The organism is Nocardia sp. NPDC049526 (genome assembly GCF_044465765.1).
Classification (GTDB): Bacteria; Actinomycetota; Actinomycetes; order Mycobacteriales; family Mycobacteriaceae; genus Nocardia.
On sequence record NZ_JBITMA010000025.1, the window covers coordinates 22,272 to 49,107 of the forward strand.

Below are 26,836 nucleotides of genomic sequence, written 5' to 3' on the forward strand. Positions count from 1 at the left end.
GTAACGACAAACGCTAGGAAGTAGTCCCGGAAATGCTCGGCTTGTTCGAAGGTGTGTTGGCATTCGCGCGCGGTGCGCGACAGGGGTTCGGCGCATGACGCGGCCGAATCGCGAGCGGCCCAACCGGACTCGACGCCCGCGGATCAAGACCCTGCCGCAATTGCTCATCACCGCCGTCGAGGCCAATCCGGCCGGACCCGCGGTCGTCTTCGCCGACGCCACAGCGACATTGGCGCAGTCGAGTTATGCCGAACTCGATGATCGGTCGAACCGCCTGGCGCGCTTGCTGATCGAGCGTGGCATCGGCCCGGAGGATTTGGTCGCGGTCGGTATTCCGCGGTCGGTGGAATCGATTGTCGCGGTGTGGGCGATCGCCAAGGCCGGTGCCGGATTCGTACCAGTGGACCCGAACTATCCCGCCGATCGCATCGCGCACATGCTGACGGATTCCGGTGCGGCACTCGGCCTCACCGTCGCGGCGGTGGACCTGCCCGACGGCCCGGAGTGGCTCGCCATCGATACCGCGGACATCGCGGCATATTCGGCGGAACCGATCACCTACACGGATCGGATCCGGCAATTGCGTGCCGAGCATCCGGCCTATGTCATCTACACCTCCGGATCGACCGGAACGCCCAAGGGGGTGGTCGTCACCCAGGCCGGGTTGTCGAACTTCTGTGATGAGCAGCGCGAACGCTATACGCTGACCGCCGATTCGCGCACACTGCATTTCGCCTCGCCCTCCTTCGACGCGTCGGTATTGGAGTTGCTGCTCGCGTTGAGCCGGGGCGCGACCATGGTCGTCGCCGCACCGACGGTGTACGGCGGTGCGGAACTGGCCGCACTGCTGCGCCGGGAGCGGGTGACGCACGCCTTCATCACCCCGGCCGCGCTCGCCTCGCTGCCCGCCGAGGGACTGGACGAGTTGCGCGTGGTGGTCGCAGGCGGTGAGGCCTGTCCACCGGAGTTGGTGCAGCGCTGGGTATTGCCGATCGCCGATGGCCGCACCCGGGAATTCTTCAATGGATACGGCCCGACCGAGACCACGATCATGACCAATATCAGCGCACCGCTGGTGCCGGGTGAACCGGTGACCATCGGTGGGCCGATCCGGGGGATCACCGAATATGTGCTGGACGAGGAGCTCGCGCCGGTGCCGGGCCGGGTCGTCGGCGAACTCTATATCTCCGGTGCGCAGGTGGCCCGCGGCTATCACGACCGACCGGGACTGACCGCCGCTCGGTTCGTGGCCGATCCGTTCGGTGAGCCGGGTTCACGGCTCTATCGCACCGGTGATCTGGTGCGCTGGACGGCCGAGCGGGAGCTGGAATACCTGGAGCGCAATGATTTCCAGGTGAAGATCCGTGGGTTCCGCATCGAACTCGGTGAGATCGATGCGGTACTCGCCGCGCACGACGGTATCGATTTCGTGGTCACCATCGGTCACGAGCAGGACAGCGGCGCAACGATTCTGGTGTCGTATGTGCGTGCTGTCGATGGTGTTGCCATCGATACGACGGAACTGACCGAGCTGGCCGCGCGCAAACTGCCCGCCCACATGGTGCCGAGCGCCATTATGGTGCTCGACGAGATCCCGCTGACCCCGGTCGGCAAGTTGGATCGACGGGCATTGCCCGCTCCGCAGTTGCGCACCAAGACTTTCCGCGCACCGTCGGGTGCGGTCGAGCCGGTAGTCGCTGAACTGTTCGCCGACGTTCTTGCGCTCGATGTGCCGGTCGGTGCTGATGACGACTTCTTCGAACTCGGCGGCAACTCGCTGATCGGCACCCAGTTGATGGCGCGCCTCGGTGCAGCGCTGGACGCCAGGATTCCGGTGCGTCTGCTTTTCGAGACGCCGACCGTGGCTGGACTGGCCGCCGCGGTAGCGGAACACGCGGGGGCAGGTGATCGCAAAGCATTGGTTGCGGGGCCGCGTCCGGAGGCGATTCCGCTGTCGCTGGCCCAGCAGCGGATGTGGTTCCTGAACCGGTTCGATACCGGATCGGCGGCCTACAACATCCCGATCGCGGTGCGGTTGAGCGGTGCGCTGGAGGTGGCCGCGCTGCAGGCCGCGGTCGCGGATCTGGTTGCGCGACATGAGGTTCTGCGGACGATATATCCCAGCACCGATGCCGGGCCGGTGCAGCTGATTTTGCCCACGGACCAATCGGTGCCCGAGCTGGCGGTCCGTACGGTTGCGGCCGAGCAGCTCGAATCCGCTGTGCGCGAATTGCTCTCGACGACATTCGACGTGACCGCCGAGGTGCCGCTACGGGTCGGTTTGTTCGAGGTCGAGGACGCGCCTGCCGAATTCGTATTGGCGCTGGTGGTGCACCATATCGCCGGTGACGGCACCTCGATGGGGCCGTTGACGCGAGACCTGATGACCGCCTATGCCGCTCGGTCGGCCGGTTCGGTGCCCGGCTGGACACCGTTGCCGGTGCAGTACGCGGATTACAGCATCTGGCAGCGCGAGCTGCTGGGTGGTGAGGACGATCCGGAGTCTCTGGCGGCCGGACAGATTGCCTACTGGCGGGACGCACTCGCGGAGCTGCCCGATCAGCTGGATCTGCCGACCGATCGGCCACGGCCCCCGGTGCAGTCCTTCGCCGGTGGCAAAATTCCGGTGCATATCGATGCCGAAACCCACCGTGCGCTGGTCGAATTGGCGCGCGCCGAGGGCGCGACGCTGTTCATGGTCGTGCACGCGGCATTGGCGGTACTGCTGGCCCGGCTGTCGGGTACCGATGACATCGCCGTCGGTACGCCCATGGCCGGTCGCGGTGAGGCGGCGCTGGACGAGCTGATCGGCATGTTCGTCAACACCCTGGTGTTCCGGACCCGGGTCGATGAATCCGCGCCGTTCACCGAACTGCTCGCGCGGCAGCGCGAGACGGATCTCGGGGCCTTCGCCAATGCCGATGTGCCGTTCGAACGACTCGTCGAAGTGCTGAATCCGGTTCGCTCGACCGCGCGGCATCCGCTCTTCCAGGTGGGATTGTCGTTCCAGAATCTGGCCGCGACGAGTCTGGAGCTGCCCGGACTGACCGTCGCGGCGGTGGACTTCGATGCCGCGGTATCGCAGTTCGATCTGCACTGGATCATCGGCGATCACTACGACGAGACGGGTCGGCCCGCGGGTATCAGCGGTGCCGTCACCTATGCGCACGATCTGTTCGACGAGCGGACGGTGCAAAGCTTCGTAGCTCGGTTCGCGCGCTTGCTCGGCGAGATTGCCGCCGCACCGCGCACCGTCGTCGGCGAGCTGGAGCTGCTCGACGCTGCGGAATGGGCCGAGCTGGTCTCCGGTCGCAATGCCACCGACTATGCGGTGGATGCGTCGGCGACGCTGGTGTCGCTCCTGGATGCGACTGTGGCCGCCACACCGGGCGCGGTGGCGCTGATGGGCGCGGATGGCGAACCGGTGACCTATGCCGAGCTGGATGCACGGGTGAACCGTCTTGCACGGCATCTGATTTCGCGAGGTGTGGGTCCGGAGTCGCGGGTGGTGCTCGCCTTCCGCCGGTCGGTGGATCTGGTCGTCGCGATGTACGCGGTGGCCAAGTCCGGCGCCGCCTATGTGCCGGTGGATCCGGACCAGGCCGCCGCGCGAACCGACTACATTCTGGGTGCCGCGGCACCGGTCTGCGTATTGACCAATGCGGCAGCGGGTTTCGATACCGAGCTGGCACCGGTCGTGCGACTGGACCGGCTCGACCTCGGTTGGCTTGCCGAGACACCGATCACCGAGGGCGAGCGGGTAAGGCCGCTGCGCGCGGCGAATACCGCGTACGTGATCTTCACGTCGGGTTCGACGGGGCGGCCGAAGGGGGTCGCGGTTTCGCATGCCGCGATCGTCAACCAATTGCTGTGGAAGACCAGCGAATTCGTGCTCGGACCTGGCGATGCGGTGCTGCTGAAGACGGCCGCCACCTTCGATCTGTCGGTGTGGGAGTTCTGGTCGGCGGCCGTATTCGGCGGGCGATTGGTGCTGGCCCACCCGGACGGGCATCGTGATCCGGATTATCTGAACGATCTGATGGCGCGGGAGTCGGTGACCACTCTGCATGTGGTGCCGTCGATGCTGGACGCGCTGTTGACCGGTCGGCTGCCGTTCACCTTGCGGCGAGTACTGGTCATCGGTGAGGCGTTGCCCGCAGGGCTGGCACAGCGATTCCGGGAAACCTATCCGCAGAAGGAACTGTTCAACCTGTACGGCCCGACCGAGGTGGCGGTGTCGGTCACCAGCCATCGGGTGACCGATGCGGATGCGGTGTCGGTGTCGATCGGTGCTCCGGAGTGGAACAGCCGTGTCTACGTGCTGGATTCGCGGTTGCGTCCGGTGCCGGTGGGTGTTTCGGGTGAGTTGTATCTGGCCGGTGCCCAATTGGCGCGTGGCTACTTCGGACGGGTCGATCTGACCGCGGAGCGGTTCGTGGCGAATCCGTTCGAGCCGGGTGCGCGGATGTACCGCACGGGTGACCTCGTTGCCTGGAATGCGCACGGTGAGCTGGAGTATCGCGGTCGCACCGACTTCCAGGTGAAGATTCGTGGCTTCCGGATCGAGTTGGGTGAGATCGAGGCGGCGTTGGCCGCGTTGCCGGAGGTCGCGCAGGCGGCGGTGATCGCGGATGCCGATGAGCGGACCGGTGATCGGCTAGTCGCGTATCTGGTGGGCGTCGATATCGATGTGGCACAGGTGAAGTCGGCGCTGACCCGCGTGCTGCCGTCCTATATGGTGCCTGCCGCCTATGTGGTCCTGGCCGCGCTGCCGCGCACCGTCAACGGCAAGCTGGATCGGAAGGCATTGCCCGCGCCCGAGTTCGAGACCCAGGTCTTCCGTGCGCCGTCGACGCCGATCGAGGAGATTGTCGCCGGGGTGTTCGCGGATGTTCTCGGAGTGGATCGGGTCGGTATCGATGACGACTTCTTCGCACTCGGCGGCAATTCGCTGATCGCCACGCGGGTGGCGGCCCGTCTCGGTGCCGCGCTGGATACGCAGGTGCCGGTGCGGGTGTTGTTCGAGGCGACCACCGTCGCGGCACTGGCGGTCCGGGTGGAGCATCACGTCGGCTCCGGTCGGCGGCCGTCATTGGCCGCGAGTACCCGACCGGACCGGGTGCCATTGTCGCTGGCACAGCAGCGAATGTGGTTCCTGAACCAGTTCGATACCGCCTCGGCCGCGTACAACGTGCCGGTCGCGGTGCGGCTGTCCGGTGCGCTGGATATCGATGCGCTGCAATTGGCGGTCGCAGATGTGGTGGCCAGGCACGAGGTGCTGCGCACCGTGTATCCGTCTCGCGACGGTATCGCGTATCAGGTGATTCTGCCTGTGGGACAGTCGGTTCCGGATCTGACGGTCGTCGACATCACTGTTGGTGAGCTGCGGGATCGAATCGTCGAGCTGGTCGGCGCCGGATTCGATGTCACCGCCGAAGTGCCGGTGCGTGCCGAATTGCTGCGTTGCGACGGCGACTACGTGCTGGTGCTCGTGGCTCATCACATCAGCGCAGATGGCTGGTCCATGGGTCCGCTGACCCGTGACCTGATGCTGGCCTATGTCGCACGCACCGGCGGATCCGCGCCCACCTGGACGCCGTTGCCGGTGCAGTACGCCGACTTCGCGCTGTGGCAGCGGGCCGTACTCGGCTCGGAATCGGATCCGGATTCGCTTGCCGGACAACAGGTGTCGTATTGGCGACAGGCCCTGGCGGAGCTGCCTGATGAGCTGAACCTGCCATCGGATCGGATTCGGCCCGCCGTCCCGTCGTTCGTCGGCGGCCGGTGCGATATCCCGATCGATGCGCAGTTGCACGCCGCGCTGGTGCGATTGGCCCGCGAGCACAATGCGACCTTGTTCATGGTGGTCCACGCCGCGCTCGCGGTACTGCTGGCGCGGCTGTCGGGTACCGACGATATCGCCATCGGCACGCCGGTCGCCGGGCGTGGCGAGGCTGAACTCGACGATGTCATCGGCATGTTCGTCAATACGCTCGTGCTGCGCACCGAGGTATCGGGCGGCAGCACCTTCGCCGAACTGCTGGCCCGAGCCAAGGATGTGGACCTACAGGCCTTCGCACATGCGGACATTCCGTTCGAGCGTTTGGTGGATCTGCTCGAACCGGAACGGTCGACGGCACGGCATCCGCTGTTCCAGGTTGCGCTCTCGTTCGAGAACTTGCCGGACAACTCATTCGAGCTGCCCGGGTTGCAGGTCGCCCCGGTGGATTTCGATCTCATCACCGAGAAATTCGATCTGTCACTGGCGATTCGCGAGTCCGGTTCGGGCATGTTCGCCGCGTTCACCTATGCGCGCGACCTTTTCGACGACGCGACGGTGCGCGTCTTCGCGGATCGATTCGTGCGACTGATGACCGCGATCGTCGCGAATACGGAAACACCCGTGGGTGATCTGCCGCTGCTGGCCGAATCCGAGGTCGAATTCCTGACCCGGGTGCAGCCGGATCATGTGATGGCGGGTGGGCTGCTGCCCGACCTGCTGCTGCGCGGGCTGCGCCACGGTGCGGACCGCGTTGCGGTCCGGTACGCGGGCCGGTCGATCAGCTACCGCGAACTCGACCGGTACTCGTCGCGGCTGGCCAGGGTTCTGATCGAGCGCGGTGTCGGCCCGGAAAGTCTTGTCGCGCTGGCTTTGCCGCGCTCCTACGGGATGGCTGCGGCAGTGCTGGCCGTCGCGAAGGCCGGTGGCGCACATGTGCCGATCGATCCGAACCATCCGCCGGAACGGATCCGGTACCTATTGACCGACTCGGCCGCGGTCGTCGGACTGACCGCCACCGAGTACCTCGGATACCTCCCCGATGACGTGCCGTGGCTCGCGCTCGACGATTCCACGACCGAATCATTGTGCGCCAACCGATCCGCCGCGCCGATCACCGATGCCGACCGGATCGTTCCGCTGCGTCTGCACCACCCGGCCTACGTCATCTACACCTCGGGCTCGACCGGTATGCCCAAGGGCGTCACCGTGACCCACGCCGGACTCGGTGGTCTGCTCGAGCATGCGATCGAGCTGTACCGGCTGGAGCCGACGCGTCGTTTTCTGCATATCTGCGCGCCGAGCTTCGATCCGTCGGTGCTGGAATGGCTGTGCGCCTTCTCGGTCGGCGCGACACTCGTGATCGTGCCGTCCACGGTGCCCGGCGGACCCGAACTCGGTGAGCTGCTGCGCGCAGAACGGGTGACGCACGCGATCATCACCCCGGCGGTCCTCGGCACGGTGGACCCGACCGGCCTCGACGACCTCGAGATGCTCTCCGTTGGTGGCGATGTCACCACCCCGGAACTGCTGGCCAAGTGGCAGCCCGGCCGCAGGTACTACAACGGCTACGGCCCGACTGAAACCACGATCATCTCGTCCTATGCGGAATTGACTGCGGGACAGCACATTACGATCGGCACGCCAGTGCACGGCATGTCCGCACTGGTGCTGGACGCGCGGCTGAATCCGGTACCGCCCGGGGTGACAGGTGAGCTGTACCTTGCGGGCGGTGCGCTGGCCCGCGGTTACCGCAACCGAGCCGGGCTGTCCGCGGAACGTTTCGTCGCCAACCCGTGGGGCGGGCCGGGTGCCCGGATGTATCGCACCGGCGACCTGGTCCGCTGGTATGCGACTTCGGCAGGGGCATGGGAGCTGGACTATGTGGGGCGTAGCGACTTCCAGGTGAAGGTTCGCGGCTTCCGTGTCGAACTGGGTGAGATCGATGCGGTGCTCGGCGGCCACGAGGATGTCGAATTCGCGGTTACCCTCGGTCGCGAAACAGCCGCTGGCGCAACGGTACTGGTCTCGTACGTGCTTCCGGCGGCCGACCGTCTCGTTGATTCGGACCGACTCACGGAATTCGCGGCGCGGGTACTGCCTTCGCATATGGTGCCGTCGGCCATCGTCGTTCTCGACGAGGTGCCGCTGACCACCAATGGCAAGCTCGACCGCAACGCGCTGCCCGAGCCGCGGTTCACCGCCACGGTGTCGCGGGCGCCGTCCGGGCCGCTGGAATCGCGGATCGCCGAACTGTTCGCGCAGGTTCTCGGCGTGCGGCTGGTGGGAGCCGATGACTCCTTCTTCGCCATCGGCGGCGACAGCATCGTCTCGATCCAGTTGGTTTCGCGGGCCAAGGCGATCGGAATCGGCTTCACTCCGCGCGATGTCTTCGAACAGAAGACCGTCGCCGGATTGGCCAGGGTCGCGGTACTCGGTACGGATGCCGCACCGGTCGTGCTGGCCGAGCTGCCCGGTGGTGGGGTCGGCGACATTCCGCTCACGCCGGTGCTCGCCGGCTTCCTCGACAACGGTTCATTCGGCCGATTCGCGCAGACCCTGGTACTCGCGTTGCCGGAGGGCATCGATCGCACAGGATTGGCCGCAACGCTCACCGCCGTACTCGACCACCACGACATGTTGCGTGCGCGGGTATGGCAGGTCGACGGCCGGTGGTGGCAGCAGGTGGCCGCGCCGGGCACTCTCGACGCGTCGACGCTGTTGTCCGAGGTGGATGTGCCCGACGAGGCCGAGCTCAACCGAATCGGCAACGCCGCCATGGCTTCCGCGCTGGCGGCACTGGATCCGGGCGCGGGCCGGATGGTCGCGTTCGGTTGGCTGCGCAGATCGAATGCCCGCGATCTGCTGGTCGTCGCGGCGCATCACTATGTGATCGATGGTGTGTCGTGGCGGATCCTGATCCCGGACTTCATCACCGCATGGGCGCAGCGCTCCGCGGGGATGGCCGTTGCGTTGCCGCCGGTCGGAACATCGTTCCGGCGCTGGGCGCACGGTCTGGTGGAGGTGGCGGGCTCACCGTCGCGGATGGCCGAGCTCGACTACTGGCGCACTGTGCTGGCCACACCGGATCCGCTGCTCGGTGCGCGTGCGCTCGATCCCGCCGTCGATACCCACGCGACGGTGCGGCAGTTGACGGTCGAGGTGCCGGTCGATGTCGCCGATGCGGTACTGACCACGGTGCCCGCGCTGTACCGGGGCGGTGTCAACGACGGTCTGCTCGCCGCGCTGGCGATGGCGGTGCGGACCTGGCGGGCGCGACGCGGGATCGACGCCACGGTCACCAGGATTCGACTCGAGGGCCACGGCCGCGAGGAAGCGACCGTGCCCGGCGCCGATCTGACCCGCACGATCGGCTGGTTCACCAGCGTGTACCCGGTGGCGCTCGAGCTGAGCGATATCGCCGACGAGACCGCTGCGGTGCTGCGGTCGGTGAAGGAGCAATTGCTCGCGGTTCCGGATCGGGGCATCGGCTTCGGCTTACTGCGGCAACTGAATTCGGGTACGGCTGGTGCGCTGGCCGGTGATATCGGGCAGATCGGCTTCAACTATCTGGGCCGGGTGTCCACCGGCGGTGCACCGGAGTTGACCGATCCGGCCTGGCTCCCGTCCGGCGATCTGGGTGACCTCGACGACGGCCAGGATCCGGCACTGCCCGCGTCGGCGGTGGTCGATATCAATGCGATCGTCGTCGATACCGAGTCCGGACCGCGGATGGATGTGGTGTTCAAGTACGCCGGTGAAATCCTCGACGCGGCGGCGGTACAGGAACTGGCCGACGACTGGCTCACCGCGCTCACGGCAGTAGCCAGGCACGTAGCCGACCCGGCCGCCGGTGGTCTCACACCATCGGATGTGCCGCTCGTATCGACCACCCAGCACGAACTCGACACCTGGCGGGCGAATTACCCGGGCCTGGTCGACGTACTGCCCCTGTCGCCGCTGCAGACCGGCCTGCTGTTCCTGATGGAAATGCTGGCGGAGTCGGTGGACCCCTACGTCATTCAGGTGGCGGTCGAACTCTCGGGCGAATTCGAACTCGAGCGTCTGCGCCGCGCCGCGCAGGCGGTGCTGGACCGGCACGCGAATCTCCGCAGCGCCTTCACCTTCGGCGCGAACGGCAAACCGGTGCAGCTCATCGCCGACGGTGTCCGGGTGCCGTGGCAGGTGGTCACCGAGGTGGCCGACGCCGACCTGCCCGATCTGCTCGCCGCCGACCAGCGCACCGGATTCGATTCCGCGCTGGCACCGCTGCTGCGATTCACGGTGTACCGCACCGTATCCGGGCACACCCACCTCGTACTGACGGCGCATCACATCCTGCTCGACGGGTGGTCGATGCCGCTGCTGATGAAGGATCTGCTGATCCTCTACGCGACCAGGAGCGATGCCGCGCTGCTGCCCGGGTTGCGGCCGTACCGCGACTATCTGGCGTGGCTGTCGCGGCAGGACCGCGAAGCCACACTGCGCGCGTGGGAAACCGCGCTGACCAAGGTCGCGCCGACGCTGCTCGCGCCCGCGCTGGTGCGACCTGCGTTGCCGGACAATGGATTCGGTAGGTCTGCGTTCGAACTGTCGGCGACCGAGACGGCCGCGCTGACGTCCTTCGCCGCGGCGACCGAGGTCACCGTCAATACGGTGCTGCAGGCGGCGTGGGGCGTGGTCATCGCCGGTATTGCCGACCGCGATGATGTCGTCTTCGGCGTCACCGTTTCGGGACGTCCACCGCAGCTCGACGGCGTCGACGCGATGGTCGGCCTGTTCGTGAACACGATTCCGGTGCGCGTCCGATTCGATTCGCAGACAACGGTTTCGCAGCTGCTCACCGAGCTGCAAGGCGAGCAGGCGGCGTTGCTGGAGCACCACTATCTCGGGCTGGCCGATGTCCAGGCGATCGCGGGCGGCAGCGAGTTGTTCGACACGCTGGTGGCTTACGAGTCGTATCCGATCGACGCCGATGGCCTGCGGCAGGCGGGCGACGCCGTCGACGGGCTGGTGGTCAGTGGTGTGAGTTCGGTCGACTACACCCATTATCCGGTTACCGTCCGGGCCGAACTGGGTGCTGAGTTGCGGGTGGAGGTGCTGTACCGGGGCGATGCCGTCGCGGATTCGGCGGCGCTGGCGCTGACCAAGAGGTTGCGCACTGTGCTCGGCGAATTCGTCACTGCGGATTCGGTGGCAGCCGTACGTGACGGTGTGGGCCCCGATGTACTCACCCAGGTTCGATACTGGCGGACCAGGCTGGCAGGCCTGCCGGATGAGTTGACGCTGCCGATGGATCGTCCACGCTCGACCGTGCCCTCCTATGACGGTGGGCAGGTCGGGCTGGAGATCGGCGTGCATCTGCACCACGGATTGCGTCGCCTTGCCGAGACCAGGAACACCTCGGTATTCGTGGTGGCGCATGCGGCCTTCGCGGTCCTGCTGGCGCGGCTGTCCGGTACGACCGACATAGCCATCGGGACGCCGGCTTCGGAGACGACCGTGGTGCTGCGCACCGAATACGACCCGAGCGCGACCTTCGACGAACTGCTCGCCGAGGTCGGTCCGGTCGACGCCGCCGCATTCGCGCACGCCGATGTGCCGTTCGCGCAGCTCGTCGAGCTACTCGACCCGGTCCAGGTGACCGGCAGACATCCGCTGTTCCAGGTCGCGATGGGCAACACCGCCGCGACGGACCCGCTCACGGTCGACCTGCGGCTTTCGCTGAACGAGCGGATCGGCCCACGCGGTGAAACCCAGGGTGTGCTGGCCGAATTCGCCTATGCGACAGACCTGTTCGATGCCGCGACCGCACAGGGCTTCGCCGATCGATTCGCTCGCATCCTCACTGCGGTCGTCGCCGATACCGCGGTGACCGTCGGCGATATCGAGCTGCTCGGACCGGATGAACGCACCCGGGTGCTGCGCGAATGGAATTCGCGTGGTGCGTGGGTGCCCGCCGCGACACTGCCCGAACTTATCGCCGATCAGGCGCGGCGCAGGCCTGAGGCGGTGGCGGTTCGCTTCGGCGATACCGCATTGAGTTTCGCTGAGCTGCGACGGCGGGCGAACCGGGTGGGCAGGGCGCTCATTGCCGCCGGTGCCGGACCGGAATCGCTGGTGGCCGTTGCTGTTCCGCGCACCGAAGAGTTGCCGGTCGCATTGCTCGGTGTGCTCATCGCGGGGGCGGCGTATCTGCCGATCGATATCACCTATCCGGCGCAGCGGCTGGCCTTCGTGCTGTCGGATGCGGTGCCGGTCTGTGTGCTCACCACCGCGGAACAGCGGGCCGATGTGCCGGTCGGCGAGTTGCCGGTGATATTGCTCGAAGAGACAATGGAATTCGACGATCGTCCCGTCAGCGATGCCGACCGAATCGCGCCGCTGCTCCCGGATCATCTCGCCTATGTCATCTACACCTCGGGTTCGACGGGTGTGCCGAAGGGCGTCGGGGTGGCGCACCGCAATGTGGTCGAGTTGTGCGCGAATACCCAGCCGCTGTTCGGGTTCGACGAGACCGATGTGTGGACGCTGTTCCACTCCTTCGCGTTCGACTTCTCGGTGTGGGAGCTGTGGTGTGCGCTGGCCACCGGCGGTTCGGTCGTCGTGGTCGACTATGCGACCTCGCGGGCACCGGAACTGTTCCGTGAGTTGCTGATTCGCGAGCAGGTCACGGTGCTGAACCAGACGCCGTCGGCCTTCTACCAGCTCATCGAGGCCGACCGGGCCGCAGCCGATACCGACGGCGAATTCGCGCTGCGACATGTCGTATTCGGTGGTGAGGCACTGGATCTGCGTCAGTTGCGGCGCTGGTACGAGCGCCATGACGCGGATGCGCCGCGCCTGGTCAATATGTACGGCATCACCGAAACCACGGTGCACGTATCGTTCCTGACGCTGGACAAGCAGATCGCGGACAGTCCGGACAGCCTGATCGGATGTGCGCTGCCCGGCTTGGCGGGCTATGTGCTCGACGAGCGCTTGCACCCGGTGCCGGTCGGTACACCGGGGGAGATCTACGTAGCCGGAGCTCAGCTGTCCAGGGGATACCTCGGCAGGCCTGGTCTTGCCGCAGTGCGTTTCGTCGCGAATCCCTTCGGAGCACCGGGATCTCGCATGTACCGCACCGGCGATCTCGGACGTTGGGGCCGGACCGGTCTTGCCTACGCCGGGCGCAGTGATCAGCAAGTTCAGCTGCGCGGCTTCCGAATCGAACTCGGGGAGATCGAATCCGCGCTGCTCCGCTGTCCGGGCGTGAGCCAGGCGGTGGTGCTGGTTCGCTCGACCGAACGTCTCGGTGATCAGCTCGTCGGCTATGTGGTGCCTGCGGCCGGTGCCGGCATCGATCCCGATGAGCTGCGCGTTCAGGTGGCCGAATTCCTCACCGGCTATATGGTTCCCGCTGCCATCGTGGTGCTCGACGTCATGCCGCTGACGCCGAACGGCAAGTTGGACCGGCGTGCGCTACCCGAACCCGCATTCGAGGCACGGCAGTACCGCGCACCGGCCACACCGATCGAGGAAGCCGTCGCCGCCGCCTTCGCGGAGGTGCTCGACCTCGACCGATTCGGTATGGACGACAACTTCTTCGAGCGCGGCGGCAATTCGCTGATCGCCACGAAGCTGACCGCGCGGCTGAGTTTGCTGCTCGGCGAGAAGATTCCGGTGATGCGGGTATTCACCGCGCCGACCCCGTCGGACTTCCTGGCCGAGCTGGCGCGCCGGGCGGGTGGGCAGGTCGAGGGCGAGGTGGCTTTCGATGTGGTGCTGCCGCTGCGTGCGACGGGTACCGCCGAACCGCTGTTCTGCATTCACCCGGTCTCCGGTATCGCGTGGTCGTTCGCTGGTCTGGCCGCCTACCTCGATTCCGACCGGCCGATCTACGGAATCCAAGCGCCGACACTCGCCGCACCGGCGGTGCTGCCGGACACGATCGAGGAGTGGGCCGCGATCTATGTCGATGCGATCCGCTCGGTCCAGCCGAATGGGCCGTATCACCTGATCGGCTGGTCGATGGGCGGTGTCTTCGCCCACGAGATCGCGGTGCAACTACAGCGGGCCGGACAACAAGTGGCGACGCTCGCGGTGATGGACAGTTATATGGCCGATCCGCCCGACGAACGCGCACAGGGTGCGGGCTCACCCGTGCCGGTAGCCGAACTGATCGGCGGCCTACTCGGCGAACAGGCCGGTGACCTGGGATTCGCCGCCGATGTGGACTTGGCGCAACTCGCCGAGCGGTTGGTCGACCTGCCGGAGCCGTTCGCCTCCTTCGGCTCCGACCGATTCACCCGGGTGCTGGATACGGCCGTACATTCGGTCGTCCTGCGCAACGCCTACCAGCCCGTTCGCTTCCACGGCGACGTCATTTACTTCACTGCGGCGCTCGACGACCCCACCGGTTCGATCGGCGCGTCGATCTGGGCCGAGGTAGTCGACGGCCCGGTGCACAATCGCGCGGTGCCGACTACTCACTGGCGGATGACGGCCGCCGCTGGGCTCGCGGAAATCGGCAAGGTGTTGACCTCGATTTGGCGCGAAACCCATAGCGCGGATTGATCTTCGGGGGCGCATGCGCAATGGGTGTGCGCACCTGTTGTGGTGGCCGCACACCGAGTAGCGGGTGTGCGGCCTGCGTGGGGTTCGGGTTGGTTGGGCTGCGATGGGTCCTGTTGTTCTGCACCCACTTCCGTGGTCTAGCGGTCCAGGAGGTTTGGCGTCGCGTGGTTTTGCCGGTGCAGTGCTGGGCGCGTCGTGTGGCGTACCCGGCTTACCTTCCGCAGTCGGGTGGGCAGGCCTGCGGCTTCCAGCTCGGTCGACTGGCAGTGGTTGCGTTCTCGAGCGGGAAGGGGGATCAAGATCAGGTGGAAGTGGTGGCGATCCCTTCTCGCGGTTTGCCGCCGTAGTCTCCACGCGATTATTTGTCCAGTTCGGCATGTGGCCGGGAGAAGGGGCGTGGGAGCGGGACAAGGGGTGGGTGGGGGTTGCGTTCGGGTTGGTTGGGCTGCGGTGGGTCCTGTTGTTCTGCACCGACTTCCCGGGGTTGCTGGACCAGATGGGTTGGCGTTGCGTGGTTTTGCCGGTGCAGTGCTGGGCGCGTCGTGTGCCGTACCCGGCTTACCTTCCGCAGCCGGTTGGGCAGGCCCGCGGCTTCCAGCTCAGTCGACTGGCTGTGGTTGCGTTCTCGGGCGTCTTTGCTGGGGGATGGGGGGATCAAGATCAGGTGGAAGTGGTGGCGGTGGCTTCTCGCGGTTTGCCGCCGTGGTTTCCACGTGATCGTTTGTCCAGGTCGGCATGTGGCTGGGGCAAGGGTGGGTGGGTGGGGGCAGGGCAACGGGTGGGCGGGGCTCGGACAAGGGGTAAGGGTTTGCGTTCGGGTTGGTGGGGCTGAGGTGGGTTCTGCTGTCCTGCAACGACTTCCGGGGTCTGGCGGTCTAGGAGGTCTGGCGGTCTGTGGTTTTGCCGGTGCAGTGCTGGGTGCGTTGTGTGGCGTACCCGGCTTACCTTCCGCAGTCGGGTGGGCAGGCTCGCGGCTTCCAGCGTGGTCGACTGGCTGTGGTTGCGTTCTCGGGTGTCTTTGGCGGGGGGTGGGGGATCAAGATCAGGTGGAAGTGGTGGTGGCGGGTTCTCGTGGTTTGCCGCCATGGTTTCCACGTGATCATTTGTCCAGTCGAGCGCCCTGGGTGGTGAGGGCGGTGCGGACGCGGTCGAGGATTACGTGGGGGCGGTGGTGGAGGAGGGTGGCGTTGAGGCGGATTACGCGCCAGCCGAGGGCCTCGATGCGGGCTATGCGGTCGATGTCCTTGGTGCGCTGGGTGGGATCGGTCCAGTGTTGGGCGCCGTCGTATTCGACGGCCACCTGCCACTTCCGCCAACCGAGGTCGACGCGCGCGACGAATGCGCCGTAGTGATCACGGATCACCAATTGTGTTGTGGGGTACGGTAAGCCGTCGTCTATCAGCAGCAACCGTGTGTGGGTCTCGGGTGGGGATTCGGCGCCTGGATCTACGACGGCGAGCGTTGTCCGCAAGCGGTTGAGGGCGCGTGCGCCCGGATGTCTCGATGCCAAGATGGCGACTTCACCTGCTTCGAGTCCGGTGGCGGCGCAGAGTGCGTCCAGAATCGGTACGGCCCGCTCGCGCGGCAGGCGCCGACCGAGGTCGAATGCCGTGCGCGCCGGTGTTGTGACCGTGAACCCGTCGACCTCGCAGCACTCGCTGGGCTCGACAACGGAGCGGACGGCACGAATCCCGCAGGGCGGGCGGCAGTGTCCGCCCCTGGCGATTTCCGCGGGTTGGTCGGCATCGAGCCAGCGGGTGCCGTGCATGGCGGCCGCCGAGCAGCCGATCAGAACACCGTCGCCTTTCGCCCAATGCGCCGCGGCGCGGCCTCGGCCTCGCGCGTCGAGTGAGCACCCCCGGCGCATATAGACATCCGGGAATACCCGTACAAAGTTGTGCCGCAACTCCCAGCGCGTGACGAGCCCCGCCGCCACCGCCCACGACCCCACAAACGGCTCATCCAATACCCCCATCCCCGCACTATGCCCATCCCCACCGACAACTCCACCGAGCCCAAGGTGGAACCTCTGCGAGCCCACGCAGTGATCAAGATCAGGTGGAACTGGTGGCGGCGGCTTCTCGCGGTTTGCCGCCGTGGTTTCCACGTGATCATTTGTCCAGGTCTGTATGTGGCTGGGATGAGGGGTGGGTGGGTGGGGTTGGTGGGGGTGCGGTGGACCGGGATGGTTTGGCGGTCTGTGGTTTTGCTGGTGCGGTGCCGACTATCCACTGGCGAATGAGGGACGCCGACGGGCTCGCCGAAATCGGAAAGGTGTTGACCGAGGGGTGGCGGGAAAGCGGTAGTGCCAACTGAGTTTGGGGGACGCGCGGATATTTCGTGTGTGCACTCGTTTGTGGTGGCCGCACACCCGATATATGGGGAGCGCGGCCCTGCACGGGGGTGTGTGGGGCGCGACTTTTGGGCTGCGGTCGATGACGGTGCGGGGCTGAGGGCGTGGGTGTCGCGGTGGGTTGGTTGGGCTGCGATGCGGGTGGTGATGGCCTCGGCCGAACTCGGCGCGGCGACGGACTTGTCCCCCCAAGGTGGCCGCGCGAAGCCGCCAGGGCGGCAAGGAATTCCGAGGGAGGGCACCTAGATGTCGGTGGCCGGGATTGTTATTGTCGCCGTTTTCATGCTCCCAGTACTCGGCCTGCTGGCACTGCCGTTTCTTCTGCGGCAGAACCGTGCCATCGCGAAACTCGAAGGCGGGGTGGCGGACGTCGCCGCCGAGGCTCGGCTCGGCGCCGAACCTGGCCGATACCGTGCCGGTGATCACGGCGCGACCGCGACGTTCCTCACGCCCACCATGTTCCGGCTGATCCTGGAGGAACAGCCGCATGCGCTGCGTCCACTGCGCGATCTGCTGCTCGGCGGCGCCGTGCAGATCATCGCGAGTCTGTGGAAGGCGGCGCTTGCCGGTGCCGCGGCGGTAGCGGTCGTGCTGTTCTTCGGTTCGGACGCCGGGAAGGATCTCGGGCTCATTCGCTGGGTGCTCTGCATCCCGCTGGCGTTGCTGCTCGCGATTCTCAGCCTGTACGCGCTGTATGTCGCGATCGCCGCAGCGGGCACCCGAATCCACCTCTTCGACAACGGGCTCGTACATCTGCATCCGACCAAGAACGCCCGCGCGATCCGCTGGGAAGACGGCGGGGTCGGGCGGCACGTCAAGACGTGTGGCCCTCGACTCGACCGGTCGATCCGGCTCGGCCCCGATATCAAGGTTCGCCACCCCGACGACGGTGCGGAACTGGAAGTCACCGATGACTCGATCAACCATGGCACCGAGCTGTTTTCAACGATTCAGGACAACGTGGCCCGGGTACGAATGCCGACCATGTTGCACGATATCGCCGAAGGTCGTCGTATCGAGTTCGGGCCATACGTCGTCGACCGGCACGGCGTGACCGCCGAGGATGAGACGGTGCGTTGGCCCGACGTATTGGGTTTCGTGTACGCGAGCACGATGGGCGTGGGCGGTGTGGGGGTTGGTTGGGCTGCGGTGGGTCCTGTTGTTCTGCACCGACTTCCGGGGTGTGCTGGTCCTGGGTGGTTTGGCGTTGCGTGGTTTTGCCGGTGTGGTGCTGGGCGCGTTGTGTGCGGTACCCGGCTTACCTTCCGCAGTCGGGTGGGCGGGCCTGCGGCTTCCAGCGTGGTCGACTGGCTGTGGTTGGGTTCTCGAGCGTCTTTGGCGGGGGATGCGATAGAAGAGGCTCGAGAATGTATTGGTGCAGAGGCGCTCTCGGCGTTTGCCTGCGGGGATGCATCGTGCGACGTGTTGACCGGTCGAGATTCTGCGGGGATGGCCAACTTTGATCGGACAATCCGTTTCGGCCCTGCTGATGCCGTGTGGCGGGAGCAACATAACCACATGGTCGAGCAACACGGAAGCGTCAACATCGCGAAACGCCCTGGCTACGAGGACATTCGGACTCGGGAAGTTGCGGGTGCTGAGCAATCGCGCACCATACTCCTGACCGTGCCGCCGCTGTGCGATGCCGTGGACGTGACGTTGGCGCACGGGCTGTGGCAACGGCATCGCGCGTGCCGTATCAACCGGTGCGTGTGGAAGGCGGCGGCGTATCAGACGCTCGTGCTCGCCGGACGGTTGGTCCCGCAGTCGATGAGCCCGCGTGAACGCGCCGCTGCCAGAGGGATCGATTTCTCGAGAGCGTCCGAGGGCGACGCACTATTGCCCGGCGGCCACTCGCCGGGGACCCTACGTGAGGTGCTGGCCAGGCTCGAGTCCTTGGCATTCGATCCGCACGGATAGGGCGCGGGCGGCATGGGCGAGCATCGCACCGAGGTGGACGGATGGTTGGCCGAGTGGCGGATAGACCACCACCAGATTCGAATGATGTTGGTACGCAACGGGTCCGAGCAGCCATTGTTTTCGTGCACTGCGGCTTCGGCCCCGGATCTGGCGCAGATGCGAGAGCGATTTCCGGAGCTGTCGCGGCTGTGGGATGCGATTCGGCATGAGTACTGGGCGGAATTCGCTCCGCCTCCGAGGAATTCACGAGGGCGGTTCGTCTAGTGGACGACGACATGCGGCTTCTCCCGGTACCGACCGAACCCACGGCGGTGCGGATTCGGCAACTCACCGCACGAGCCGGACGTGCGGGGTATCGCCTCGAACGCGCTTCCGGGGTGCCCTACGACTGGATGCTGCTCGACGCCGAAGACGGCGCGAACATCTATTCGGCCGCGGACCTCGACCAGATCGAGCGGTGGCTCGACGAATGAGGTGAGGATGGGAATCCGGGCCGGCGATGTGCATCGGCTATGTGACGTAGTTCACTGCGGCGGGGTGCGTCGCAACATCTACCGTCTGAGACCGATACACAGCTGTCACGTCTGCGCCGTCTGAGGCGGAGGCGTATCAGTGCATGTTGCAAGGCTTATATGATGACTCGGACTGGTTTGGCCCCCGGCGCACGTGCCCTTTTACGGGGTCGGGGGCAGGTCTTAGCTCGACCCGAGAGGTGATTACACCCGAATGGAAACTGCTCGTCGTTCCGCCCGAGGTAGTCGCCGCCGCAGGTCGGGCAGCCCGCTGTTGGCCCAGCTGCTCACTGCCGCAGTGGAGTCCGCGGCCACCTCTGTCGCACTCCGGTTCAATCCGACCGATAATCCGGCTGATCAGCGTGAACTCACCTACCGTGAATTGGATGCCGCATCCTCGCGGGTCGCGCGCGAGTTGATCGATCGCGGGATCGGCGCCGGCGATTACGTGGCGATGGGTATTACCCGCTCGGTCGAATCGATCGTCGCGCTGTGGGCGATCGCGAAGTCTGGTGCGGCTTATGTGCCGGTCGATCCGAACTATCCGGCGGAACGGATCCAGCACATCGTGACCGATTCGGGCGCCGCACACGGTCTGACCACCTCCGCGCATCGCGCCAAGCTCGGGACCTCGGCCTATTGGATCGAATTGGACGATCCGGTGGTGTCGGAGCGCATCGCCGCCCGGCCCGATCACCCGGTCTCCTATGCCGATCGGGTGCGGGCGGTCAATGAAAACCATCCGGCCTACGTCATCTACACCTCGGGTTCCACCGGTAAGCCGAAGGGCGTCGCGGTCACCCACACCGGTCTGGCCGGGTTGGCGGCGATCGGCGAGCACTATCTGATCGACGTGGATTCCTGCGTCTCACATCTCAGCTCGCCCAGTTTCGACTTCTCGATTATGGAGACGCTGTTCACCTTCTCGGTGGGCGCGACGCTGGTCATCGCGCCGCCGACGGTATTCGGCGGCGCCGAACTCGCGGATCTGCTGCGCCGCGAGCAGGTCACCCATCTGCTGATCACCCCGGGTGCGCTGGAATCGCTGGATACCGCTGATCTCGATGACCTGCAGGTCGTGGTGGCCGGTGGTGATCGGCTCCCCGCGGAATTGGTGGCGCGGTGGGCGGATAGCGGCCGCTCGGTTTTCAATGCGTACGGGCCGAGCGAGGCGACCGTCATGGTCACCAGCACCGAGGCCCTTCAGTCCGGTGAGCCCGTCACCATCGGCTCCGCCGTCGCGGGCGTCGGCGCTTTCGTTCTCGATGCGCGGTTGCGGCCGGTGCCCGCCGGCGTCGTCGGTGAGCTCTACGTCTCGGGTGCGGTGCTCGCACAGGGCTATCTCGGCCGACCGGCGCTGACCGCGGAGCGCTTCGTGGCCAGCCCGTTCGGCACGGAGGTGGAGAACCCGGGTGCGCGTCTCTACCGCACCGGAGATCTGGTGCGGCGCACCGAAACCGGTGCACTGGAGTACCTCGGACGTTCCGATTTCCAGGTCAAGATCCGCGGTTTGCGTATCGAACTCGGGGAGATCGATAACGCGCTCACCGCGCATCCGGATGTCGATTTCGCGGCCACACTCGGCAAGACGCTGCCTTCGGGTACGACCGCGCTGGTCGCGTATGTGCTGCCGCGTGACGGCGCCACTCTCGATACCGGACAGCTGGCCGCGCATATCGGAGAATCGTTGCCGGACTACATGATTCCGGCCGCGATCACGGTGCTGGACGAGATTCCGCTGACCCCGGTCGGCAAGCTGGACCGGGCGGCGCTGCCCGAACCGGTCTTCACCGCACGTCAGTTCCGTGCCCCGGCGACACCGGTCGAGGAGATCATCGCCGATGTATTCGCGGCGGTGCTGCACGGCGGCAGCACGGACGCACGCGTCGGTGTCGACGACGATTTCTTCGCACTCGGCGGCAATTCGCTGCTGGCCACCCAGGCCGCCGCGCGCATCGGTTTCGCACTCGGTATCCGGGTGCCGGTGCAGCTGATCTTCGAGGCCTCGACGGTATCCGTACTCGCCGAACGTGTTGAGCAGCACGCGGGTTCGGCCGACGGCCGGGCGCTCACCGCGCAGACCCGTCCCGATCGGATTCCGCTGTCGTATGCGCAGCAGCGGATGTGGTTCCTGAACCGTTTCGATACGGCCGGCGCGGTCAATAACATTCCGCTGGCGGTGCGGCTGTCCGGACGACTGGATGTCGACGCACTGCGCGCGGCGGCCCACGATCTGACCGAGCGGCACGAGGTGCTGCGCACCATCTATCCCGATATCGATGGTGAGGGCTTCCAGGTTGTCCTGCCGGTTTCCGATACGCGTGCAGTGCCGGAGCTTCCGGTCACCGCCGCTGCGGCACAAGAGCTTTCGGATCTGATCCGGGCCGAGGTGCTTGCCGGGTTCGATGTGACGGTCGCGCCGCCGGTGCGCCTGCGGCTGTTCCAGCTCGGCGAATCCGAGTACGTGCTGTCGTGCGTGGTGCACCACATCGCGGGAGACGGTTTCTCGCTCGGTCCGCTGGCCCGCGATCTGGTGGCGGCGTACTCCGATCGCCTGCGCGGCGGGCGGCCCGAATGGCCGCCACTGGCGGTGCAATACGCCGACTACACCATCTGGCAACGCGCAACCCTCGGCAGCGAGGCCGATCCGGAATCGGTCCTCGCGCAGCAGATCGAATTCTGGCGCCACGAATTGGCCGCGCTGCCGGACCAATTGGATCTGCCCGCGGATCGGCCGCGGCCGGCCACGTCATCGCACAACGGCGCCGTCGTCACCTTCGACATCGGTGCCGAGATCCACACGCGACTCGATGACCTTGCGCACGAGCACAATTCGACGCTGTTCATGGTCGTGCACGCAGCGCTCGCGGTACTGCTCGCCCGGCTGTCGGGCACCCGCGATATCACGGTCGGCACCCCGGTGGCCGGTCGCGGTGAGGCGGCGTTGGACGATTTGATCGGCATGTTCGTCAACACCCTGGTGCTGCGGACCGAGATCGATCCCGGCATGACCTTCGACGATCTGCTGCGTACGGTGCGCAAGGTCGATATCGAGGCCTTCGGGCACGCCGACGTGCCGTTCGAGCGGCTGGTCGAGCTGCTCGATCCGGTGCGCTCGGCCGCACGGCATCCGCTGTTCCAGGTGATGCTGGTCTTCCAGAATTTGGCGCGTACCGAACTGGAGCTGCCGGGCCTGACGGTCGCGGGTGTGGATCACGGGGTGGCGCTGGCCAAGTTCGATCTGCAGCTCGAGATCGCGGAGAACCTTGCGGCGCGAGCGACGGGCCCGGAGGCGGTAGCGGAGCGTAACCACGTAGGGCACCGGGAACGCCGCGAATCGGACACAGCCGCACGTGGCATGTCGGCGACGTTCACCTACGCCACCGATCTCTTCGATGCCGCCACCGTGCAGGACTTCGCCGATCGCTTCCTACGGGTGCTGTCCGCAGTGGCCGCCGATTCCGATGCGGTGCTGGGCGATATCGATCTACTCGCCCCCGGTGAGCGCGATCTGGTACTGCACGAATGGAATTCGGCTGGGGCGATGGTGCCCGATGTGACACTGGTCGATCTCATCCAGGCGCAGGCGCGTCGCCGACCGGATGCGATCGCGGTCCGATTCGGCGATACCGCAATCAGTTTCGGTGAACTGCAGCGGCGCGCGAACCAGGTGGCGCGGGCCTTGATGGCGCGCGGTGCGGGGCCGGAAGCGCTGGTCGCCGTTGCCGTCGAACGCTGCGAGCAGCTGCCCATCGCACTGCTCGGCGTGCTCACCGCCGGTGCCGGATATCTGCCGATCGACACCACCTACCCGGCGCAGCGGCTCGAGTTCATGCTCACCGACGCACAGCCGACCTGCGTGCTGACCACATTCGATCTGCTGGGCGAAATTCCGGCAACGGATATTCCGTTGGTGCTGCTGGATGAGACCGCGGGCTTCGGCGAATCGCCGATCACCGATATCGAGCGCACGTCCCGGCTGCGTCCGGACAACCTGGCCTACGTCATCTACACATCGGGCTCGACGGGTGTCCCGAAGGGCGTCGGCGTCGCGCACCGCAATGTGGTGGAGCTGTTCGCCAACACCCAGTTGATGTTCGAATTCGACGAGACCGATGTGTGGACGCTGTTCCACTCCTACGCCTTCGACTTCTCGGTGTGGGAACTGTGGTGCGCGCTCGCCAATGGCGGCACCGTGGTCGTTGTCGACTACCTGACCTCCCGCTCCCCGGAACAGTTCCGCGACTTGCTGATTCGCGAACAGGTCACGGTTCTGAACCAGACGCCGTCGGCGTTCTATCAGCTGGCCGAGGCCGACCGCGCCTCACATGCCGGAGACCAGGGCAAATTCGCGTTGCGCTATGTCGTATTCGGCGGTGAGGCACTGGATCTGCGGCAGTTGCGGCACTGGTACGAGCGACATGCCTTCGATGCGCCGTGGCTGGTCAATATGTACGGCATCACCGAGACCACGGTGCACGTGTCGTTCCTGGCACTGGATGAGCAGCTCGCCGAGAATCCGGCCAGTGCGATCGGTCGCGCATTGCCCGGCCTGGAGACCTATGTGCTCGACGACCGGCTGCATCCCGCTCCGGTCGGAGTGGCGGGCGAAATCTACGTCAGCGGTGCGCAGTTGTCCCGCGGCTACCTCGGTAGGCCCGGGCTGGCCGCGACCCGGTTCGTGGCGAATCCGTTCGGGGCGCCGGGATCTCGCATGTACCGCAGTGGCGACCTGGGTCGCTGGGCCGGTTTCGCGGGCCACGCGAATCTCGAATACGCCGGGCGCAGTGACCAGCAGGTGCAGTTGCGCGGCTTCCGCATCGAACTCGGTGAGATCGAATCGGCGCTACTTGCCCAGAGCGCGGTCAGCCAGTCGGTCGTGCTGGTGCGCTCCGACGAGCACGCGGGTGATCGCCTGGTCGGATACGTTGTGGCCGAGGCGAATTCGCGGGTGCAGGGTGCGCAGCTGCGTGCCGCGGTTGCCGAATTCCTGACCGGCTATATGGTTCCGGACGCGATCGTCGTACTCGACGCACTGCCACTGACCCCGAACGGCAAGTTGGACCGAAAGGCGCTGCCCGCACCGGAATTCGTCGGTAGCGCCACCTACCGTGCCCCGCAGACCCCCATCGAGCAGGCCGTCGCGGGAGTATTCGCCGGATTGCTCGGTGTGCGCGATGTCGGCCTGGACGACGATTTCTTCGGCCTCGGCGGTAACTCGCTGCTGGCCACCAGGGCGGTCAGTCGGATCAACGAGGCGTTGGACGCGAATGTCTCGGTGCGCGAACTGTTCGAGGCATCGACCGTCTCGGCACTGGCCGGGCGGATTGTGCCCGGGTCCTCGACCGGAACTCGTGCCCCGCTGGTCGCGGCGGTGCGCTCGGAGCGGGTGCCGCTGTCGCTGGCGCAGCAGCGCATGTGGGTGCTCAATCAGTTCGATACGCGCTCGGCGGCCTACAACATCCCGCTGGGCATCGGCCTGACCGGTGCGCTCGATGTGCGGGCGCTGCGCGATGCGGTCGCCGATGTGCTCGAGCGGCACGAGGCGCTGCGCACCCGCTACCCGTCGACGGGTCCGGGTGGGCTGCCGTACCAGGAGATCCTGCCGGTCGCCGAGGCCTGGCCGGGTGGGCTCGCGGTCGAGTCGAGCACCGATCCCATCGTCCGCATCACCGAGCTGATGTCGACCGGATTCGATGTGACCAGGGAGGTTCCGGTGCGCGGTGTGCTGCTGCGCGGTGATACCCCCGACCGTCATCTGCTCGCCATGGTGGTGCACCACATTTCGGCCGACGGTGCCTCGATGGCTCCGCTGGCCCGTGACCTGATGCTCGCCTACGCCGCGCGCTGTGCGGGCGATGTCCCGACCTGGGCGCCGCTCGAGGTGCAGTACGCCGACTTCGCGATCTGGCAGCGCGAGGTCATCGGCACCGATGACGACCAGGACTCCGTCGCCGCACAGCAATTGGCCTACTGGCGCGACCAACTGGCCGGGTTGTCGGGCGCGATCGAGCTACCGTTGGATCGGCCGCGTCCCCCGGTGCCGTCCATGCGCGGTGCGTCGACGGCCTTCACGCTCTCGCCCGAGGTGCACGCCGGACTGATTCGCATTGCCCGGGAACATAATTCGTCGCTGTTCATGGTCGTGCACGCGGTGCTCGCGGTGCTGCTGGCGCGGCTGTCGGGCAGTTCCGATATCACGATCGGCACCCCCATCGCGGGCCGCGGTGAACGCGCGCTCGACGATCTGGTCGGCATGTTCGTCAATACCTTGGCGCTGCGCACCACGACCGAATCGGGCACCACCTTCGACGCGCTCGTCGAACATGTTCGCGAGACCGACCTCTCGGCCTTCGGCAATGCCGATATCCCGTTCGAGCGGGTGGTCGAGGTGGTGCTGGCGAACCGCGCGACCTCGCACAATCCGCTGTTCCAGGTGGTGCTGTCCTTCGACAATCTCGAGCAGCCGAAGCTGGAACTGCCGGGGCTGACGGTCGCGGCACTGGATACCGGTGCGGTCGCGGCGAAGTTCGATCTGCAGCTGACCGTCGAGCCAAGGCACGGCACGGACGGCGCGCCCGGCGAGCTGGTCGCGGTATTCAATTACGCCACAGACCTTTTCGATGCGCCGACGGTGCAGGCATTCGGCCGCAGGCTGACTCGGATCTGCACCGCCGTCGTCGCTGACCCGCAGGTCAGCGTGGGCGATATCGATATCCTCGATGCCGCCGAACGCGATCGCACACTGGCCGCGCCGGAAAGCGTGCCGGAGCCCGCCGCCGACGGCGTTCCGGTCACCAGCGGTGCGGCGCTGACCCAGGCGCTGGCCGCCGCGGTGGAGGACGATCCGGACGGGCCCGCGGTGGTCTTCGGCGAGGACGCGGTGTCATTCCAGGATCTCGACGCCCGGTCCTCGCGGCTGGCTCGGGTGCTGATCGGCCGCGGCTGCGGTCCGCGCACCGGTGTCGCGATCCGGCTGGATCGCGGGGTGGACGCGGTGGTCGCCACCTGGGCGGTGCTCAAAGCCGGTGCCGCATTGACCCCGGTGACCGCCCTGGACGGACCACTGCCCGCCGGCCTGCAGGTCAAAGTCGGAATTACCACGGGCGCATGGCCCGCCGACAGCAGCATCGACTGGCTCGCACTCGACGATCCGGATGTGCTCGCCGAGATCGCGGCCGAATCGCCGCGCCCGGTGACCTATGCCAACCGGACCCAGGCGCTGCGCGGTGAGGATCCGGCCTTCGTCGCCGCGGTTACGTTGTCCTACAACGATATTTCCGTCGCGACCAAGCGGCTGCGGGCGCGCACCGAGCTCACCTTCGAGTCCCGGCTGTTCCGGTACGGCCGCGCTGATTCGGCGGCGGCGCTGCTGGAAGTGGTCGCGGCAGGTGAGAACGGCGCGTCGGTAGTGGTGACCGCCGGTGACCTGGATAGCGTAACGCTTTCGGCACTGTTGGCCGACGAATGGGTTACGCACCTGTTCATCGATCGGGCCGGACTCGGGCCGGTCGAGGTGACGGGGCTGGAGGATCTGCACGCGGTGGTGCTGGATGACGGCGCGCCCGCGCCGGAATTCGGGGCCGTCCCGGTTGTGGTCGATCTCGGTGCGCTATTGGGCGTCCTGGACCCGAGCTGATCTTCCACCCGGGAGATCCGGGTAGCGACGATGAGCGAGGGGAGGAAAGTTCCTATGCCGGGATACCGGTCGGT

At 66.4% G+C, this 26,836-nt stretch carries 4 protein-coding genes and 1 pseudogene; 4 read left to right on the plus strand and 1 reads right to left on the minus strand.

Translation table 11 applies throughout. The features are described from left to right. Positions 1–148 precede the first annotated feature (148 nt). A pseudogene (locus ACIBW7_RS41115) lies at positions 149–14,338 on the plus strand (amino acid adenylation domain-containing protein); the annotation flags it as partial. A 1,099-nt stretch (positions 14,339–15,437) separates the two neighbouring features. Here ACIBW7_RS41115 and ACIBW7_RS41120 read toward each other — a convergent pair. Further along, positions 15,438–16,313 carry an endonuclease domain-containing protein gene (locus ACIBW7_RS41120; RefSeq protein ID WP_397056228.1) on the minus strand — a complete coding sequence of 292 codons (876 nt, stop codon included), beginning with the start codon at positions 16,311–16,313 and terminating at the stop codon, positions 15,438–15,440. Between the two features lie 906 nt (positions 16,314–17,219). Between ACIBW7_RS41120 and ACIBW7_RS41125 the strand changes: the two genes are divergently transcribed. The 3 genes from ACIBW7_RS41125 to ACIBW7_RS41135 all read left to right on the plus strand — a co-directional run bounded on the left by ACIBW7_RS41125 (position 17,220) and on the right by ACIBW7_RS41135 (position 26,762). After that, on the plus strand, positions 17,220–18,611 hold the full coding sequence (locus ACIBW7_RS41125) for a DUF6585 family protein (protein WP_397056230.1): 1,392 nt from the start codon (positions 17,220–17,222) through the stop codon (positions 18,609–18,611). Positions 18,612–18,886: 275 nt separating this feature from the next. Next, positions 18,887–19,084 carry a hypothetical protein gene (locus ACIBW7_RS41130; RefSeq protein WP_397056232.1) on the plus strand — a complete coding sequence of 66 codons (198 nt, stop codon included), beginning with the start codon at positions 18,887–18,889 and terminating at the stop codon, positions 19,082–19,084. Positions 19,085–19,337: 253 nt separating this feature from the next. Continuing rightward, a complete protein-coding gene (locus ACIBW7_RS41135; protein WP_397056234.1) occupies positions 19,338–26,762 on the plus strand; it encodes an amino acid adenylation domain-containing protein in 7,425 nt (2,474 codons plus the stop codon). Positions 26,763–26,836 lie beyond the last annotated feature (74 nt).

Bases quoted from the DNA above. Each gene is read 5' to 3' on its own strand.
- ACIBW7_RS41120 (WP_397056228.1), bottom strand. From the start codon at position 16,313: ATGGGGGTATTGGATGAGCCGTTTGTGGGGTCGTGGGCGGTGGCGGCG.
- ACIBW7_RS41130 (WP_397056232.1), top strand. From the start codon at position 18,887: ATGCGGCTTCTCCCGGTACCGACCGAACCCACGGCGGTGCGGATTCGG.
- ACIBW7_RS41135 (WP_397056234.1), top strand. From the start codon at position 19,338: ATGGAAACTGCTCGTCGTTCCGCCCGAGGTAGTCGCCGCCGCAGGTCG.